The 16,685-nt window shown below is 71.1% G+C and carries 16 protein-coding genes; 7 read left to right on the forward strand and 9 right to left on the reverse strand.

Features of this window, described 5'->3' with window-relative positions; genetic code table 11:
* Positions 1-86 precede the first annotated feature (86 nt).
* From ACFT9I_RS25850 to ACFT9I_RS25865, 4 genes are read right to left on the reverse strand one after another with little or no spacing between them, the layout of a single operon-like run.
* Entirely contained in the window at positions 87-671 is a 585-nt protein-coding gene (locus ACFT9I_RS25850; protein WP_382567932.1) for a TetR/AcrR family transcriptional regulator, read from the reverse strand.
* A 33-nt stretch (positions 672-704) separates the two neighbouring features.
* Entirely contained in the window at positions 705-1,064 is a 360-nt protein-coding gene (gene nirD, locus ACFT9I_RS25855; RefSeq protein WP_382567934.1) for a nitrite reductase small subunit NirD, read from the reverse strand.
* Positions 1,061-3,604 carry a nitrite reductase large subunit NirB gene (gene nirB, locus ACFT9I_RS25860; RefSeq protein ID WP_382567936.1) on the reverse strand — a complete coding sequence of 848 codons (2,544 nt, stop codon included), beginning with the start codon at positions 3,602-3,604 and terminating at the stop codon, positions 1,061-1,063. Before nirB ends, nirD begins: the two co-directional genes overlap by 4 nt.
* Before the next feature lies 1 nt (position 3,605).
* Positions 3,606-4,895, reverse strand: coding sequence for an NAD(P)/FAD-dependent oxidoreductase (locus ACFT9I_RS25865; RefSeq protein ID WP_382567938.1), 1,290 nt, complete (start codon positions 4,893-4,895; stop codon positions 3,606-3,608).
* 170 nt (positions 4,896-5,065) lie between these two features.
* Between ACFT9I_RS25865 and ACFT9I_RS25870 the strand changes: the two genes are divergently transcribed.
* Positions 5,066-5,845, forward strand: coding sequence for a sulfite exporter TauE/SafE family protein (locus tag ACFT9I_RS25870; RefSeq protein ID WP_382567940.1), 780 nt, complete (start codon positions 5,066-5,068; stop codon positions 5,843-5,845).
* Positions 5,846-5,881: 36 nt separating this feature from the next.
* On the opposite strand, the gene ACFT9I_RS25875 is transcribed toward ACFT9I_RS25870, so the two are convergent.
* The 4 genes from ACFT9I_RS25875 to soxR all read right to left on the reverse strand — a co-directional run bounded on the left by ACFT9I_RS25875 (position 5,882) and on the right by soxR (position 8,699).
* Positions 5,882-6,505: a class F sortase gene (locus ACFT9I_RS25875; protein WP_382567942.1), complete on the reverse strand. Its 624-nt coding sequence runs from the start codon at positions 6,503-6,505 to the stop codon at positions 5,882-5,884.
* Between the two features lie 201 nt (positions 6,506-6,706).
* Entirely contained in the window at positions 6,707-7,231 is a 525-nt protein-coding gene (locus ACFT9I_RS25880; RefSeq protein ID WP_382567943.1) for a hypothetical protein, read from the reverse strand.
* A 219-nt stretch (positions 7,232-7,450) separates the two neighbouring features.
* A complete protein-coding gene (locus ACFT9I_RS25885; protein ID WP_382567945.1) occupies positions 7,451-8,224 on the reverse strand; it encodes an aminotransferase class IV family protein in 774 nt (257 codons plus the stop codon).
* Between the two features lie 19 nt (positions 8,225-8,243).
* Entirely contained in the window at positions 8,244-8,699 is a 456-nt protein-coding gene (gene soxR, locus ACFT9I_RS25890) for a redox-sensitive transcriptional activator SoxR (protein WP_382567947.1), read from the reverse strand.
* 52 nt (positions 8,700-8,751) lie between these two features.
* On the opposite strand from soxR, the gene ACFT9I_RS25895 reads away from it, so the two are divergent.
* From ACFT9I_RS25895 to cutA, 4 genes are read left to right on the forward strand one after another with little or no spacing between them, the layout of a single operon-like run.
* A complete protein-coding gene (locus ACFT9I_RS25895; RefSeq protein WP_382567948.1) occupies positions 8,752-9,405 on the forward strand; it encodes an NADPH-dependent FMN reductase in 654 nt (217 codons plus the stop codon).
* Between the two features lie 12 nt (positions 9,406-9,417).
* Entirely contained in the window at positions 9,418-11,193 is a 1,776-nt protein-coding gene (locus ACFT9I_RS25900) for an ABC transporter ATP-binding protein (protein WP_382567950.1), read from the forward strand.
* Positions 11,190-13,037 carry an ABC transporter ATP-binding protein gene (locus ACFT9I_RS25905; RefSeq protein ID WP_382567953.1) on the forward strand — a complete coding sequence of 616 codons (1,848 nt, stop codon included), beginning with the start codon at positions 11,190-11,192 and terminating at the stop codon, positions 13,035-13,037. Before ACFT9I_RS25900 ends, ACFT9I_RS25905 begins: the two co-directional genes overlap by 4 nt.
* Positions 13,038-13,054: 17 nt before the next feature.
* A complete protein-coding gene (cutA, locus tag ACFT9I_RS25910) occupies positions 13,055-13,393 on the forward strand; it encodes a divalent-cation tolerance protein CutA (protein ID WP_382567955.1) in 339 nt (112 codons plus the stop codon).
* Here cutA and ACFT9I_RS25915 read toward each other — a convergent pair.
* Entirely contained in the window at positions 13,390-14,292 is a 903-nt protein-coding gene (locus ACFT9I_RS25915) for an HpcH/HpaI aldolase/citrate lyase family protein (RefSeq protein ID WP_382567957.1), read from the reverse strand. The genes cutA and ACFT9I_RS25915 overlap by 4 nt on opposite strands.
* A gap of 154 nt (positions 14,293-14,446) precedes the next feature.
* Between ACFT9I_RS25915 and ACFT9I_RS25920 the strand changes: the two genes are divergently transcribed.
* Both ACFT9I_RS25920 and ACFT9I_RS25925 read left to right on the forward strand, forming a co-directional pair.
* Positions 14,447-15,466 (forward strand): MBL fold metallo-hydrolase, encoded by a 1,020-nt coding sequence (locus ACFT9I_RS25920; protein WP_382567959.1) that lies wholly within the window; start codon positions 14,447-14,449, stop codon positions 15,464-15,466.
* Positions 15,466-16,647, forward strand: coding sequence for a CaiB/BaiF CoA transferase family protein (locus tag ACFT9I_RS25925; protein ID WP_382567961.1), 1,182 nt, complete (start codon positions 15,466-15,468; stop codon positions 16,645-16,647). The genes ACFT9I_RS25920 and ACFT9I_RS25925 overlap by 1 nt, the downstream gene beginning before the upstream one ends.
* Positions 16,648-16,685 lie beyond the last annotated feature (38 nt).

A 16,685-nucleotide genomic window follows, 5' to 3' on the forward strand; every position in this document is an offset into this window, starting at 1 on the left:
ATCGTTCTGTTATGAGGACAGCGGAAAGAGGGCAGCGGAAAGCTGGTGCGGGCTCGTGGAGCCCGTCGGCCGTGCCGTCGGGATTCTCAGTCCAGCAAGGTCAGCGCCTGCTCGGCCGCGTCATGTACCCGCGCCGGGTCCTGCGAAGTCTTGCCGACCACCCGCAAGCCCTGCATCAGCACGAGCAGCATCCGCGCCAGTGCGCGCGGATCGCGGTCGGCCGGCAACTCGCCCTGGCCCTGGGCCCGGACGAGCGCCGCGTGCGTCAGTGTCTCGATGTGCTGCCAGCTCAGCTCGACCCGGCGGGCCGCCTCGCGGTCGTGCGGCCCCAGCTCGGCGGCCGTGTTGGTGATGAAGCAGCCCTTCTCGCGGCGTGATTCGGTGGCCGCCTCGGTGGCGAACAGCCGAACCACCGCCCGCACCGCGGGCAGCGCCGCCCCCGGCTTCGACAAGGCGTCGAGCAGCGGCGGGTCATGCGTCTCGCCGTACCGGTCCAGCGCCTTCAGATACAGCTCGTGCTTGTTGCCGAACGTCGCGTAGATGCTGGCGCGGCCGATCCCGAGGTGCTCGACGAGGTCCGCCATGGACGTCGCCTCGTAGCCGCGGCGCCAGAACAGCTCAAGGGCCGACTGGAGCGCGGCGTCCGGATCGAATTCCTTGGTCCTGGCCACGGGCTCGACACTAAGCCTATATGGAACGCTCGGTCAAGATTCGATGGATGGGGGCGTGAGGCGGGAGGCGTAGACCGTCACCACCACCGACTCGTCGTCCAGGCAGCGCCCCGTCTCCAGATCGAAGCGCTGCTTCAGCAGCGGCGACGCCACGAAGGCCCGGCCGTCGTGGGTGCCGGTCAGCCCGCGCGACAGCACCTGGGCGCCGGAGTACGGGTCGCGGTTGTCGATCGCGTACGTACGGCCCGCCCGGTCCATGAACAGCGCGGCCTGCCGGCCGTCCGGCAGCAGCGCGGCCACGCCCCGGCCCGGAATGAGCGCGGACCGCTCGCAGATCGGCAACCAGTCGTTGCCGAGGCGGAGTTGGAGTACGGGGCAGCGGGTCGGGCTCATCGGGCCGGCGCTCCTTCCAGCGTCAGAAACGTCAGATCCGGCTTCACCTGGTCGCGCTCCGGCACGAACCGCACCGTCGGATCCGGCGCGTCCGGCGCGTTGACGAAGGAGACGAAGCGGCGCAGCCGCTCCGGGTCGTCCAGCGTCTGGGCCCACTCGTCGCGGTAGCCCGTCACATGGTTGGCCATCAGCTTCTCCAACTCCCCGCAGAGGCCCAGCGAGTCGTGCACGACCACGTCCCGCACATGGTCGAGACCGCCCTCGATCCGGCCCAGCCACGCCGAGGTGCGCTCAAGGCGGTCGGCGGTGCGGATGTAGAACATCAGGAAGCGGTCGATCAGCCGTACCAGCGCCTCGTCGTCCAGATCCCGCGCCAGCAGATCCGCGTGGCGCGGCTCGGCGCCGCCGTTGCCGCCGACGTACAGATTCCAGCCCTCCGCCGTCGCGATGATCCCGAAGTCCTTGCCGCGCGCCTCCGCGCACTCCCGGGCGCAGCCCGAGACGGCCGACTTGAGCTTGTGCGGCGCCCGCAGGCCCCGGTAACGCAGCTCCAGATCGATGGCCATCTTCACCGAGTCCTGTACGCCGTACCGGCACCACGTCCGGCCGACGCACGACTTCACCGTGCGCAGCGCCTTTCCGTACGCGTGCCCCGACTCGAAGCCCGCCGCCACCAACCGCGCCCAGATCTGCGGCAGTTGATCGACACGCGCGCCGAAGAGGTCGATGCGCTGGCCGCCCGTGATCTTCGTGTAGAGCCCGAAGTCCCGTGCCACCTCGCCGATCACGATCAGCTTCTCCGGTGTGATCTCGCCGCCGGGGATGCGGGGGACGATCGAGTACGAGCCGTTGCGCTGCAAGTTGGCGAGGAAGTGGTCGTTCGTGTCCTGGAGCGCGGCCTGTTCGCCGTCCAGGACATGGCCGCTCACCCCCAGCGTCGGCGCGAGCGAGGCGATGATCGAGCCGACGGCCGGCTTGCAGATCTCGCAGCCGTCACCTCCGCGCGCGCTCTCGCGGCCGTGCGAGTCGAGCAGCGAGGCGTACGACGTCACGCGCAGGGTGCGCACGATCTCGTACAACTCGCCCCGCGTGTGCGGGAAGCAGCCGCACAGTCCGCCGTCGCCCGCCGTGGGCAGGAGCTGTCCGACCACCTTCAGACAACTGCCGCAGCCCGTACCGGCCTTGGTGCACTTCTTCACCTCGGGCAGCGTCGCGCACGCGGCGATCGCGCCCTTCGTCACGTGGTGACAGCTGCAGATCACGGCAGTGTCGGGCAGTGAGGCGGGGCCGAGTGCGGCCGGTGTCCCGGCCCCCGGCGGCAGGACGAGCTGTTCCGGCGGTACGGGCGGTACGGAGCCGGTCAGCGGGCGGAGCATCCCGTACGCGTCGGCGTCACCGACCAGCACGCCCCCGAGCAGCGTGCCGTCCGCGCCGACGACGACCTTCTTGTAGACGCCCGAGCGGGAGTCCGCGTACACGACGTCGAGGCAGCCGGGGGCGACGCCGTGCGCGTCCCCGAACGAGGCGACGTCCACACCCAGCAGTTTGAGCTTCGTGGACAGATCGGCGCCGGTGAACTTGGCCGCGTCCTCGGTGACTTCGGCGATCGCGTCCGCCGCCGTACGCGCCATCTCGTACCCGGGCGCCACCAGTCCGTACACCCGCCCGTCGGCCGCGAGCGCGCACTCGCCGATCGCGAAGACCCGGGGATCCGACGTACGGCACCGCTCGTCGACCGCGATGCCGCCGCGTTCGCCGACCCGCAGCCCCGCGTCGCGCGCGAGCCGGTCCCGGGGCCGTACGCCCGCCGAGAAGACGACCAGATCCGCCGCCAGGACCGAACCGTCCGACAGCGCCATGCCGTTGACGGCGCCCGCCGCGTCCGTCGTCACCTCCTGTGTGCCGACGCCCGTATGGACGGTCAGTCCCAGGCCCTCGACGCTGCGCAGCAGTGCCGCGCCGCCACCGTCGTCCACCTGGACGGGCATCAGTCGGGGCGCGAACTCCACGATGTGCGTGTCGAGTTCGAGGCTCTGCAACGCGCCGGCCGCCTCCAGACCGAGCAGCCCGCCGCCCACCACGACGCCGGTGCGGGCGGTCTTCGCGTACTCCTCGATCGCCAGCAGGTCCTCGATCGTGCGGTAGACGAAACAGCCGGTCGCGTCCTTGCCCGGCACGGGCGGCAGGAACGGGTACGAGCCGGTGGCCAGCACGAGCGTGTCGTACGTGAAGGTCAGCCCGGCGCGCGAGGTGACCGTGCGCGCGGCGCGGTCGACGGACTCGGCCGGGTCGTCGAGACGCAGTTCGATACCGTGACGGGCCATGAAGTCCGGCTCGACCAGGGAGAGTTCGTCCGGGGTGCGGCCGGAGAAGTACGAGGTCAGCCGGACCCGGTCGTAGGCGGGGCGCGGCTCCTCGCAGAGCACCACGACCCGCGCCCGGCCGGTCGTGCCGCGCTCGGCGAGGGCTTCGAGGAACCGCTGGCCGACCATGCCGTGGCCGACGACCACGATGGTGGGGCGGGACGTTGTGTCGGGCATCTCAGGAGCCTCCGTCGGGAGTGAGCAGGTGGAGCGGCGGGGTGGTGGGCGGCAGCGGTTCGTCGTCCTCCCAGGTGCGGGCGAGCGCGCCGATGGTGGTGAGGTCGCCGAGGAGTACGCCGCCGACGAGGCGGTCGCCCCGGACGACGACCTTGCGGTAGGCGCCGCGGGTGGCATCGGTCAGCTGGACGATGTCGTCGCCGGGGAGGGGCGTCGTCTCGCCGAACGCGGCGAGGTCGAGCGGGGCTGAGGGCGGGGTTTCGGGTGCGTGGCCGCCGAGGGCGGCGAGGGTGAGCCGGGTGAGGGAGCGGGTGCCCGTGTAGCGGGTCGCAGGGTCCACGCTGAGCAACTGGGCCAGTAAATCGGCCTGTTCGAGTGCGGCACCGGCGAGACCGTAGAGCCGGTCACCGTGTTCCGCGCAGTCGCCGATCGCGTGGATGTGAGGGTCCGACGTCCGCAGCTCGTCATCCACGACGACGCCGCGCCGGACTTCGAGCCCGGCGGCGCGGGCGAGGCCGGTGCGGGGGCGTACGCCGCAGGCCAGAACGGTGAGTTCGGCGTCGAGACGGAAGCCGTCGGCCAGTTCGACGGCCGCCACCCTGGCGTCGTCGTCCGTGCGGACGAGACCGCGTACCCGGCACTCCGTATGGACCTCCACTCCCCACGACTCCAGCCGCCGCCTCAGCAACAGTGATCCCGAGGCATCCAGTTGACGCTCCATCAGATACTCGCCCTGCTGCGTGAGCACGACTTGGGCGCCCCGCTCCGCGAGCGCGCGGGCGGCCGAGACCCCGAGGAGCCCGCCGCCGATGACGACGGCGCGGGTCCCCGGCCGAACGGCCGCCGAGAGCGCCAGGCAGTCGTCCATGGTCCGGAAGGGGTGCACGCCCGCGGGCAGACCGGGGTGGTCCGGTCGCCGGAGTCCGCGAAGCGGCGGCAGCACGGGGTTCGAGCCGGTCGCGAGGACCAGCCGGTCGTACGGCACGACGCTGCCGTCGTCGCACCGCACCAGCCGGTCGGCCCGGTCGATCCGCACCGCCCGGACACCGCGCCGCTCGACGCCGGGGACCGGCGGGAGGGCGATGACCTCGGGGCCGTACCGCCCGGCGAGCACTTCGGCGAGCAGGACGCGGTTGTACGGGGCGTGCGGCTCCTCGCCGAGCAGGGTGACCGTCGGCGCGGAGTCGGAGTCGGAGTCGGGTGCGGACGCGGCGAGACGCTGGGCCAGCCGCACTCCGGCCGTGCCCCCGCCGATCACCACGATCTCCGTCGCCCCGCCGCCAGCAGCCATGTCCGCAGACTGCGCGGCCGGTGTTACCCGGCGGCACCACCGCTGTTTCCCGCTCGGAACGCTGCCCTCAGCGCGGGCCGGTGCCGGGTGTGAGGCGGGGTGCGAGGCGAGGTGTGAGGCCGGATGAGCCGATGTGAAGAGCGGCCAAGGCGTCCCATAAGGTCGTGATCATGCCCGACATATCGCTGACCATGCTCGTCGTCCTCTGCCTCGCGGCAGCCGCCGCCGGCTGGATCGACGCCGTGGTCGGCGGGGGCGGGCTGCTGCTCCTGCCCGCCATGCTGCTCGGTCTGCCGAACGTCCCCGCCGCGCACATCCTCGGCACCAACAAGGCCGTGGCGATCGTCGGCACCACGGGCGCCGCCGTGACCTATGTCCGCAAGGCGCCGGTGGATGTGAAGAGCGCCGTACGGATCGGGCTGATGGCACTCACCGGGTCGATGACGGGAGCGTTCTTCGCCGCCGGGATCAGCAGCGACGTCCTGCGCCCCGTGATCATGGTGGTACTGCTCGGTGTGGCCGCCTTCGTGATGCTGCGGCCCACGTTCGGCAGGGCGCAGGCGGGCGGCCCCGCCACCCGTGGCCGGCACATCACCGCGGTCGTCCTCGTCGGCGGTGGGATCGGCTTCTACGACGGGCTGTTCGGTCCCGGCACGGGCACGTTCCTCGTACTGGCGCTGACGGCCGTGCTGCACCTCGACCTGGTCACGGCATCGGCCACCGCCAAGATCGTCAACGTCTGCACCAACGGCGGCGCGCTCGCGATGTTCGCCTACCAGGGCACCGTGCTGTGGCAACTGGCCGCGGTGATGGCCGTGTTCAACCTGGCGGGCGGCATGTTCGGCGCGCGGATGGCGCTCAAGAAGGGCAGCGAGTTCGTCCGGGGTGTGCTGCTTGTCGTGGTGTTCTCGCTGGTCGCGAAGCTCGCTTTCGACCAGTGGACGGCGTGATCGGCCTGACGGCGTGACGACGCGTCGTCGGGCCCGTCAGGGCTGCCGGACGCCGATGAGATGCGCGTACGTCACGACGTTGCCCTGGTAGCCGGTCTTCTCGGAGAATCCGCCGCCGCAGGTGATCACCCGCAGCTCGGCGCGGTCCGTCTTCCCGTAGACCTTCCGGTCGGGGAAGTCCTCGTTGTCGTAGACCTCGACCGCGTCGATCGTGAAGACGCCGGTCCGCCCGTCCTCACGGGTGACCTCGATCTGCTGGCCCTTCTTCAGGGTGCCCAGGCTGTAGAAGACGGCCGGGCCGCGCGCGTTGTCCACATGGCCCGCGACGATCGCCGTGCCCTTGGCGCCCGGGGTCGCACCGCGCTCGTACCAGCCCGCGACATCGCCGTTCTCGGCCGGCGGCACGTCCAGACCGCCGTCCTTCGTCAGCCCCAGCCGTGTGACGGGCGCGTCGACGCCGATCTCGGGTATCCGCAGCCGTACGGGCGAGGAGACCGGCATCGGGTCGGCGGCGGCGTCCGTGTGGAAGCCGGGCCCGGCGGCGAACGCCTGGGCGGCCGACGGGATCGGCGGGGTGATGCTCTGGGAGCCGTTCTGCACGAGCCACACTCCGACGCACGCGGCGCCGGCTATCAGCCAGGCCTTGCCCTTGACGGTCATGGTTCGACCTTCGCGATCATGAGTTCTCCGGAAGATGTTCCCCCGCCCCCGGCAGCGATGAGCATGACGGAGGCGGGGGCCACGGCGGGACAGGAGAGGCGGTGGAGGCCGCTCGGGCCTGTCTTCGAACTGGCGCCTGCCGGGCGACGCCTGGCCCGCCCTGCGGGCGGACGACGCCAGTTCGAAGACCGGCCCTCCCCGTCAGCTGCCCTGCGCGCCGCTCGCCCGGCGGCGCAGGAGCCAGGTCCCGCCGACGGCGGCCGCGGCCAGAATGACCGCTCCCGCCGCGATCTGGGTGGTGTCGGGTCCGACGCTGCCGCCGACCCCCGTCCGTACGTGACCGGACGGCTGCTGCTGCTCGCGGTGGTGCTCGACGGTCAGCTCACCGCGGGCCTCCCGGCCGTTCTCGCAGCGTACGAAGATGCTGAAGTTCCCCGCCCGGGTGTTCTCGGGCACCCGGAACTGGCCGACGACGATGTCCTTGTAGTCGCCGGGCCGCAGATGGAAGTCGCCCGCGCCCAGGGAACTGGCGTCCCCCTTGCCGTGGCCGCCCTTGCCGCAGGCGGTGGTGTTGACCGTGACGGTCGCGCCGGGCGCGGAGGTCGAGGGGTACAGATCCAGCTCACCCCGGTCGCCGGCGAACGCGGCGGTGGAGGTCACGAGGGACACTCCGAGCGTGGTGGCCGCCAGCGCGGTACCGGTCAGCAGGCGGGCGGTGGTGCGCATGGTTTTCCTCCGGGGCGGCGCGGTTCTCGTCTCTTCCGAGATAAGGCGCAGCCCGGCGCGCACGCCTGCTGATGGAGGATCAGATTGGCTGGTTCTCTACGGCGTGTCCCGCTTGCCAGCTGATGTTTCCGCAGGTCAAAGGCGGGCGGCTGGGTACGGGACACGCCGGATGACCCGTCGTGCCGAATGGGTGAGCCACGGCTGAGGAGTGGCGGCGGCTCAGATCACGTCCCACTCCACCGCTTCGAACGCCGCCGACACCGTCCCCATCAGCCCCGCGTCGACCGTGAACCGCACCTCGTCGATCCGGTCGACGGGCGCGATGCCCTGCGAGTTCGTGATGAACGCCGACGCGTACGACGGCAGGTCGGCCAGCGTCACCGGGCGCCGTACGGAAGGCAGCCGCTGCTCCAGCAGCGCCATGGTGACCCCCAGCAGCGAGGGCGCCTCGGGCCAGACCACGGACGTGCCGTCCCAGAAGGCGATGTTCGTGATGGCGCCCTCCGTCACCAGCCCGCCGGGCGCGGTCAGCAGCGCCTCGTCGAAGCCCGCACGTTCGGCGGCCCGCAGATAGTGCGTCTGGCCGAAGCCGCCCAGGTGCTTGATGTGCGGGACCGGGCGGGCGTACGGCACCGACAGCAGGCCGTGCGGCCGGTCGGACTTGGTCTGCGGCGGCCGGACGGTGACCATCACCCGCGCCTCCTTGTCGCCGTCCGGCCAGTGCACATACACGCGGGCCGAGGCGTCGGACACGTCACCGAGCGCGTGCCGGAGCAGTTCCCGTACGTGCTCCCCGTCCAGGCCCGCGCCGAACAGCTCGCGGGTGGCCGAGTCGAGCCGGGCGAGGTGGAGGTCCCGTCCGCGTACCCGGCCGCCCCGGACCTGCATCGCGGTGAAGTGCCCGTAGCCGCTGAGCGCGGGGATCCGCAGCGCGGCCTCCGTGGCCGGCTCACCGTTGACCTCGATGACTTCGAATACTTCGGAAGGCGCCATGGGACCACGGTAGGACCGGTCAGTCCTCGATCAGCCTGCGGGGTCCGGGGCCGTGCGAAGCCAGTTCGTCGCCCGGGTTGGACAGCACACAGCGGTCCAGCGAGAGGCAGCCGCAGCCGATGCAGTCGGCGAGGTTGTCACGCAGCCGCTGGAGGGTCCGGATCCGGGCCTCCAGGTCCGCGCGCCAGCACTCGGAGATCCGGGCCCAGTCCTCCTCGGTGGGCGTACGGTCCTCCGGCAGCAGCGCCAGTACGTCGCGGATCAGGGCGAGCGGGATGCCGAGGCGCTGCGAGGTGCGGATGAAGGCGACGCGCCGGAGGGTGTCGCGGCTGTAGCGCCGCTGGTTGCCCGTGGTGCGGCGGCTGGTGATCAGGCCCTCGCGCTCGTAGAAGCGCAGTGCGGAGGGGGCGATGCCACTGCGTTCGGCCAGTTCACCGACCGTGGCTTCCTTGGCGTTCCAGGCGAGTTGGGTCATACGGCCAAGAGTAGCTTGACCTGAACCATGGTTTAAGTATCACGCTCGTCTCATGGACATCACGACGAATGACTCCACGACCGAAGCGACCCCGAAAACCAACGCGGCTCAGGCGGCCGACCCCGGTCAGACCCCGCTCAAGCTCGCCGTCATCATGGGCAGCAACCGCGAGGGACGGTTCGGCCCCGTCGTCTCCGACTGGTTCGTCTCCCGGGCCGCCGGGCGCGACGACTTCACCGTCGAGCTGATCGACCTCGCCGACACCGACCTGCCGACCGCCCTCTCCTTCAAGCCGGCGGCCCCGGTCCGCGACCAGCTCGCCAGGATCACCCACCGGCTGGCCGGGGCCGACGCCTTCGTCGTCGTCACCCCCGAGTACAACCACTCCTACCCTGCGTCCCTCAAGACCCTGATCGACTGGCACTTCGCCGAGTGGCAGGCCAAGCCCGTCGGCTTCGTCTCCTACGGCGGAGTCTCCGGCGGTCTGCGCGCCGTCGAGCATCTGCGGCAGGTCTTCGGCGAACTGCACGCCGTCGCCGTACGCGACACCGTCTCCTTCCACAACGCCGGCGCGCTCTTCGACGACGAGGGCCGGCACCTGGACCCGGACCGCCCCGACGCCGCGGCCACCACGATGCTCGACCAGCTCGCCTGGTGGGGTCTGGCCCTGCGCGATGCCAAGTCCGTCCGCGCGTACGCCGGTTGATGGGGGCGCGACATGCTGATCCGACTGCTGGGCGCCCAACTGCGCCCGTACAGACGACTGCTCGCCCTCGCCGTCGTGCTCCAACTGGTCCAGACCCTGGCCACGCTCTATCTGCCCACCCTCAACGCCGACATCATCAACAACGGCGTCCTGCGCGGCGAGACCGACCACATCCTGTCGACGGGCGCGGTGATGATGGCCGTCACCGTGCTCCAGATCGGCAGCGCCGGGGCCGCCGTCTACGTCGGCGCCCGCGTCGCGATGGGCGTCGGCCGTGATCTGCGGTCCGCCGTCTTCTCCCGCGTACAGGACTTCTCCGTACGGGAGATGAGCCACTTCGGCACCGCCTCGCTGATCACGCGCACCACCAACGACGTACAGCAGGTGCAGACGCTCACGGTCCTCGCACTGACCGTGCTCGTCGCGGCGCCGCTGACCTGGGTGGGCGGCATCGTGATGGCCGTCAACCAGGACCCGCCGCTCTCCCTCCTCCTGCTGATCTTCATCCCCCTCCTCGCCGGAGTGGTCGGTCTGGTCCTCCGCCGGATGCCGAAGCTGTTTCGCGGCATGCAGAAGCGCATCGACAACGTCAACCGGATGATGCGCGAGCAGATCACCGGTATCCGGGTGATCAGGGCCTTCGTACGGGACGAGCACGAGCAGGAGCGGTACGGCGGCGCGAACCAGGAGCTGATGACCGTCGCCCTGCGCGTCGGCAGGCTCATGGCGCTGATGATGCCGTCCGTCATCCTCGTCTGGGAGCTGGCGACCGTCACGATCATCTGGTTCGGCGGTCACCGCATCAACTCCGGTGACCTGCAGGCCGGTTCGCTGATCGCCTTCCTGAGCTATCTGATGCAGATCCTGATGGCCGTGATGATGACGCTGTTCCTGCTGATGCAGGTGCCGCGCGCGGCCGTGAGCGCGGAACGCATCCGGGAGGTCCTGGACACCGAGTCGAGCGTCGTACCGCCGTCGCCCTCAGTGTCCGCGTCCGCCGCCGCGTCCGTGACCGCGCTGCACGGCCGCGGCGCCGAGCCCGGCCGGCTGGAGATCCGCGGCGCCGGCTTCAGCTACCCCGGCGCCGAGGAACCGGTCCTGACCGGCATCGACCTGACGGCCGGGCCCGGCCGTACCACCGCCGTCATCGGTTCCACGGGCAGCGGCAAGACGACGCTGCTCAATCTGGTGCCGAGGCTGTTCGACGCCACGGCGGGCGAGGTACGGATCGGGGGAGTCGACGTACGGGAGATGAACCCGGCGCTGCTCGCCCGCACCGTGGGCCTCGTCCCGCAGAAGCCGTACCTCTTCTCCGGCACCGTCGCCTCCAATCTCCGTTACGGGAAACCGGGCGCGACCGACGACGAGCTGTGGCAGGCCCTGAAGACCGCGCAGGCCTGGGAGTTCGTCGCCGCGCTGCCCGAAGGGCTCGACGCGCCCGTCTCCCAGGGCGGCGGCAACCTCTCCGGCGGACAGCGCCAACGGCTCGCCATCGCACGGGTGTTGGTCGCCAAACCGGCCCTCTATCTGTTCGACGACTCGTTCTCCGCGCTCGACTACACGACCGACGCCGCGCTGCGCGTGGCACTGGCGGAGGAGACCGAGGCCACCGGCGCGACCGTGGTGATCGTCGCGCAGCGGGTGTCCACCATCCGTGGCGCGGACCGGATCGTCGTCCTCGACCAGGGGCGGGTCGTCGGCACCGGCAGCCACGAACAGCTCATGCGGGACAACCACACCTACCGGGAGATCGTCCTCTCCCAACTCAGCGAGGAGGAAGCCGCATGAGCGCCCCAGTACGCCGGGGCCCCGCGCCCCAGCGCGGTCCCGGCACGATCGCAACCCCCTCCCTCGAAAGCTCCCTGGACTTCCGCCGCTCCGGCGTCCGGCTGCTGCGGATGGTCACCCCCGGAGCCACCGAACGCGCCCTGCTCCTCGCGGTCCTCGCCGCCGGTACGGGAGCGGTGGCCCTGTCCGTCGTCCTCCCGAAGATCCTCGGCCATGCCACCGACCTCGTCGTCTCCGGCGCGAGGCAGCCCGGTGGCGTCGACTTCCGCGACGTGGGCGAGAGCCTTCTCCTCGTACTCGCCCTGGTCACCGTCTCCGCCGGGCTCACCTGGCTGCAGCTGCGGCTCACCGCTGAACTCGTCCAGCGGGCCGGCCACCGGCTGCGCGAGCGGGCCCAGCGCAAACTCGCACGGCTGCCCCTGGCGTACTTCGACAAGCAGCCACGCGGTGAGGTCCTCTCCCGCACGACCAACGACATCGACAACATCACCCAGACCCTGCAACAGGCCTTCGCCCAGATCATGCGGGCGCTGCTCACCCTCGTCGGCGTTCTGGTGATGATGCTCTGGATCTCGCCGCTGCTGGCCCTCGTGGTGCTGGCGACCGTGCCGGTCTCGGTGCTCGGCGCCGTACTGATCGGGAAGCGGGCACAGCCGCAGTTCGTCAGGCAGTGGGCCGTGACGGGCAAGCTCAACGGGCATGTCGAGGAGATGTACACGGGCCACGCGGAGGTGGTGGTGTTCGGCCGCAAGGACGACGCCGTACGCACCTTCGAGGAGCACAACGAGGCGCTGTACGCGTCGAGTTTCCGGGCCCAGTTCATCTCCGGCTTCATCCAGCCGGCCATGACCTTCGTCGGCAATCTCAACTATGTCCTCATCGCGGTCGTCGGCGGGCTGCGTGTCGCGTCGGGGACACTGTCGATCGGCGACGTGCAGGCGTTTGTCCAGTACTCGTACGAATTCAACGGACCGGTCACCCAGATCGCGTCCATGGCGAACCTCCTCCAGTCGGGGGTCGCGTCGGCGGAGCGTGTCTTCGATCTGCTGGACGCGGAGGAGGAGTCGGCGGAGCCGACGGGCAAGGACGGGGCGTCCGGCAAGTCCTCCGGCCAGGTCTCCTTCGAGAAGGTGGCCTTCAGCTACGAGGTCGCGGAACCGCTCATCAAGGAGCTGTCCCTGTCCGTCGAACCGGGCCAGACCGTCGCGATCGTCGGCCCGACCGGCGCGGGCAAGACCACCCTCGTCAACCTGCTGATGCGCTTCTACGAGGTGACCGGCGGCCGGATCACCCTCGACGGCACCGACATCTCCACCATGTCGCGGCAGGAACTGCGCTCCGGGATCGGCATGGTCCTCCAGGACACCTGGCTGTTCGGCGGCACCATCGCCGACAACATCGCGTACGGCGTGTCCGGCGACGTCTCGCGCGAACGCGTCGTGGAGGCGGCGATGGCCACGCACGCCGACCGTTTCATCCGTACGCTCCCCGACGGCTACGACACCGTCGTGGACGAGGAGGGCGGCGGCCTCAGCGCCGGCGAGAAGCAACTGCTCACCATCGCGCGGGCGTTCCTCGTCGAGCCGTCCATCCTGGTGCTCGACGAGGCGACCAGCTCCGTCGACACCCGTACCGAAGTCCTCATCCAGCGCGCGATGTCGTCACTGCGCGAGGGCCGTACGAGCTTCGTGATCGCGCACCGGCTGTCCACGATCAGGGACGCGGACGTGATCCTGGTGATGGAGGCGGGCCATATCGTGGAACAGGGCACCCACGACGAACTGCTGGCGTCGGGGGGCGCGTACGCCCGCCTCTACGCCTCGCAGTTCGCGGCGGCGGCCTAACCGAAGGAGTGGCGCACATGACCGGGCCTGAGTTCCTGACCGTACTGACCACCACCGACAGCGCCACGAAGGCGGACGCCCTGGCCCGGGGCGCGGTGGAGGCGCGGCTCGCCGCGTGCGCACAGATCTCGGCGCCGGTCACCTCCGTCTACCGCTGGCAGGGCGCGGTCGAGACGACGGAGGAGTGGCAGGTGCTCCTCAAGACAACCGCCGCCCGTTACCAGGCACTTGAGGCGCATCTGACGGCGGCGCACGACTACGACACCCCGGAGATCCTCGCGATTCCGGTGGTACGGGGCAACGCGCCGTATCTCGCCTGGCTGGCGGCCGAGACGGCGCCCTCAGACACGGCTTAGCCCGTCCGGCCGGTGAGTTCGCGGGCGCGGCGGACCGTCGCCGCGTCGACCATCGCGCCCGCGCTGTCACGGAACACGCCGCTGCCCGCGCCGATCCGGTGCTCGAAGAGGTCGAGCAGGGCGTGCGCGTCGGCCAGTTCGCCGGGGTCGACGCCGAACACCTCGTTGGCGACGGCGACTTGGACCGGATGGATGCAGGCCCGCCCCTGGAAGCCGAGCGCGCGCAGCCGCACGCTCGACGCGCGGAACGCCTCGGGGTCCGAGGTGTGGACCGAGACGGGCGCGACGGCCGAGAGGAGACCGTGCGCCGCCGTGTGCGCGACCGTGAGGCCGCGAGCCCAGTCGAGCAGATTGTCCCCGGGGCCGGGATCCGGCGTCATGCGCAGATCCGCCCGCAGGTCGACCTCGCCGAGCTGAAGGTGCCGTACGCCGGGGCGGCCCGCGGTGGCGCCGAGGGAGAGCAGCCCGGTGGCGCTCTCGATCAGCAGCCCCAGCGCGACGGCCCCGTCCGGGACGAGCCCGATCAGTTCGTCCAGGTCCGCCCCGGCGGTCGCCTTCGGAACCCACAGCCCGTCGACGCGGCCCGTGGCCATCAGCGCGCGGGCGTCGTCCCGGCCACGGGCGCCCTCGTTGATCCGTACCCACAGCTCCGGGCCATCGGCGGCGGACTCCTCGGCGAATGCGACGGCGAATGCGACGGCGAATGCGACGGCGGCGGCGCGCGCCGCGTCCTTCCGTGCCGGCGCGACGGCGTCCTCCAGATCGAGGATCAGCGCGTCGGCCCCGGAACGCGGCGCGGCACGCAGAAAGCGGGGCTGGTCGGCGGGTACATAGAGATGTGAACGGGGCGGCTGACCGGGCGCGGGCAGCGGCGTGGGCACCGACTCGGGGACTGGCACGGACTCTCCTTGCACATCATGAATCAGATGATGCATTTTCCATGACGATGATGTAGCTTGCGACTCACCATACTTCAAGTCCGGTGCCGCGTACGGAAGCGGGCGAGGCGCCCGGACCCGTGACCCGGGCTCGTAACTACGGGAGGACCGCGGCGTGTTCGAAGCCGACAGCGTGACGATTACCGTGCTGGTCGAGAACCAGGTGGACATGCTGCTGCCCGACCAGGCCAGCCCCACCGGCGACGGAACCGGCGGCGCGGACGGGGCCGTGGACGACCACTGCGTCTCCCGGTACGGCCTGATCGAGCACTTCGACCCCAAGCGCGTGCCACCCCAGGCGGAGAACGGCATCAGCTTCCTGGTCGAGGCGGTACGGGGCCGCCACAGCGTGCGCGTCCTGTTCGACGTCGGCCTCACCGGCACCGTGCTCGAACACAACATGCGCGTACTCGGCGTCGACCCCGCCTCCATCGACCATGTCGTCATCAGCCATGGCCACCCGGATCATTTCGGTGGAATCCATCGCTTTCTCGACCTCGCCGGCCGCCGTATCCCCGTCGCCACCCACGCCGACGCGGAACTGCCGCGCTACGCGGTCATGGGCGACGGCCGCACCTCGTCCGTCTACAACGCCGCGTTCCGGTTCGGCGAGGTCGAGAGGTCCGGCGGCGTACCCGTACTGACCCAGGACTCCCTCGACCTCGGCTGCGGCGTGCACACCACCGGTGTGATCCCCCGGAAGGTCGCCTTCGAGGCGGGCGCCGCACCGGCCTTCCGGCCCGGCGACCCCGGTCTCTACCAGGTCTCGCCGGAGGGAAAGCTGCGCCGCGACGAGGTCATGGACGAGATGGGCCTCGTCATCGACGTACGCGGCGCGGGCCTCGTCGTCCTCACCGGCTGCGCGCACGCCGGGGTCGTCAACACGATCGAGCAGGCACGCGCGGTGTGCGGGCCCAAGCCCGTCCGTGCCGTGATGGGCGGCTTCCACCTCGGCTTCCCCACCACCCCGGCGGAGAACGTCGACCTGACCGCCGCCGCGTTCGCCGAGCTGGAGGTCGCCACCGTCATGCCGATGCACTGCAGCGGACTGCGCACCCACACCCGCCTGTCCACCGACATGTCCGCCAACTACGTGCAGCCCGCGGTCGGCACCGTGCTGCGCTTCGGCCGCTGATGACCGGCGACCTGCGGGGCATCCGGGTGATCGCGGTCGAACAGGCCGTCGCCGCACCCCTGTGCACCCGTCATCTGGCCGACCTCGGCGCCGAGGTCGTCAAGATCGAACGGCCGGGCGGCGGGGACTTCGCGCGCGGCTACGACGAGAGCGTGCACGGCCTGGCCAGCCACTTCGTCTGGCTCAACCGGGGCAAGCGCAGCGTCGTACTCGACCTGAAGACCGAGCCGGGGCGCCGGGCACTGCGCCAACTGCTCGCCGGGGCCGACGTACTGGTCTGCAATCTGGCGCCCGGCGCGCTGAACCGGATCATCACCGACGAGGCGCTCGCGGAGCTGAACCCGCGCCTGGTGCGCTGCTACCTCTCCGGATACGGGCCGGCCGGCCCGTACGCCGACCGCAAGGCGTACGACGCCCTCGTGCAGGGCGAGGCCGGCACGATCTCCGCCACAGGCACGCCCGAGACCCCGGCCAAGCCCGGGGTCTCCCTCGCTGACCTGGCCGGCGGGTCGTACGCGCTCAGCGCCGTCACCTCGGCCCTGTACGCGCGCGAACGGACCGGCCTGGGGCAGCGGATCGACATCGCCCTGTTCGACGTGCTGCTGGAGTGGATGAGCCCGCTGCTGCTCGCCGAACTGCACTCGGGGTCGGCGCCCGCGCCCGCCGGACTGCGGCACGCCAGCATCGCCCCGTACGGGCCGTACACGACGGCCGACGGCCAGGACGTGCTGATCGCGGTGCAGAACGAGGGGCAGTGGCAGCGCCTCTGCCGTACGGTGCTCGCCGATACGGCGCTGCTCGACGACCCGGACTTCGGCTCGAACAGTGCGCGGGTACGGCACCGTGAACGCACCGAACGGGCCGTGCAGGCCCGGCTGATCACCCTCTCCACCGCCGAGGTCACCGCCCGGCTCGAAGCGGCGGACGTGCCGTACGCGCGGCTGAACCAGATCGCCGACGTACTGGCCCATCCGCAGGCCGCGGCCACCGGGCGCTGGTCGGAGGCGACGCTGCCGGACGGGCAGGCGGTCCGGGTCGTCACCTCACCGCTGCACCGCACGGCGGAGCCGCCGGGCGGCCGAAGGGTGCCAGGACTGGGGGAGCACACGGCCGAGGTGCTGGCCGAACTCGGCCTGTCCGAGGCGGACATGGCGGAGCGGGAGCCGGCGGACAAGGCCTAGGGACGTGTTCGCCGGAGGGGCCGCGGGTGCGTACCCTG

This window comes from Streptomyces sp. NPDC057137 (assembly GCF_042670825.1).
Taxonomy (GTDB): Bacteria; Actinomycetota; Actinomycetes; order Streptomycetales; family Streptomycetaceae; genus Streptomyces.

Coding starts and splice junctions, on each gene's coding strand:
- ACFT9I_RS25895 (WP_382567948.1), top strand. CDS start 8,752: ATGGACATCACGACGAATGACTCCACGACCGAAGCGACCCCGAAAACC.
- ACFT9I_RS25875 (WP_382567942.1), bottom strand. CDS start 6,505: ATGACCGTCAAGGGCAAGGCCTGGCTGATAGCCGGCGCCGCGTGCGTC.
- soxR (WP_382567947.1), bottom strand. CDS start 8,699: ATGACCCAACTCGCCTGGAACGCCAAGGAAGCCACGGTCGGTGAACTG.
- nirB (WP_382567936.1), bottom strand. CDS start 3,604: ATGCCCGACACAACGTCCCGCCCCACCATCGTGGTCGTCGGCCACGGC.
- nirD (WP_382567934.1), bottom strand. CDS start 1,064: ATGAGCCCGACCCGCTGCCCCGTACTCCAACTCCGCCTCGGCAACGAC.
- ACFT9I_RS25880 (WP_382567943.1), bottom strand. CDS start 7,231: ATGCGCACCACCGCCCGCCTGCTGACCGGTACCGCGCTGGCGGCCACC.
- ACFT9I_RS25900 (WP_382567950.1), top strand. CDS start 9,418: ATGCTGATCCGACTGCTGGGCGCCCAACTGCGCCCGTACAGACGACTG.
- ACFT9I_RS25865 (WP_382567938.1), bottom strand. CDS start 4,895: ATGGCTGCTGGCGGCGGGGCGACGGAGATCGTGGTGATCGGCGGGGGC.
- cutA (WP_382567955.1), top strand. CDS start 13,055: ATGACCGGGCCTGAGTTCCTGACCGTACTGACCACCACCGACAGCGCC.
- ACFT9I_RS25870 (WP_382567940.1), top strand. CDS start 5,066: ATGCCCGACATATCGCTGACCATGCTCGTCGTCCTCTGCCTCGCGGCA.
- ACFT9I_RS25925 (WP_382567961.1), top strand. CDS start 15,466: ATGACCGGCGACCTGCGGGGCATCCGGGTGATCGCGGTCGAACAGGCC.
- ACFT9I_RS25885 (WP_382567945.1), bottom strand. CDS start 8,224: ATGGCGCCTTCCGAAGTATTCGAAGTCATCGAGGTCAACGGTGAGCCG.
- ACFT9I_RS25905 (WP_382567953.1), top strand. CDS start 11,190: ATGAGCGCCCCAGTACGCCGGGGCCCCGCGCCCCAGCGCGGTCCCGGC.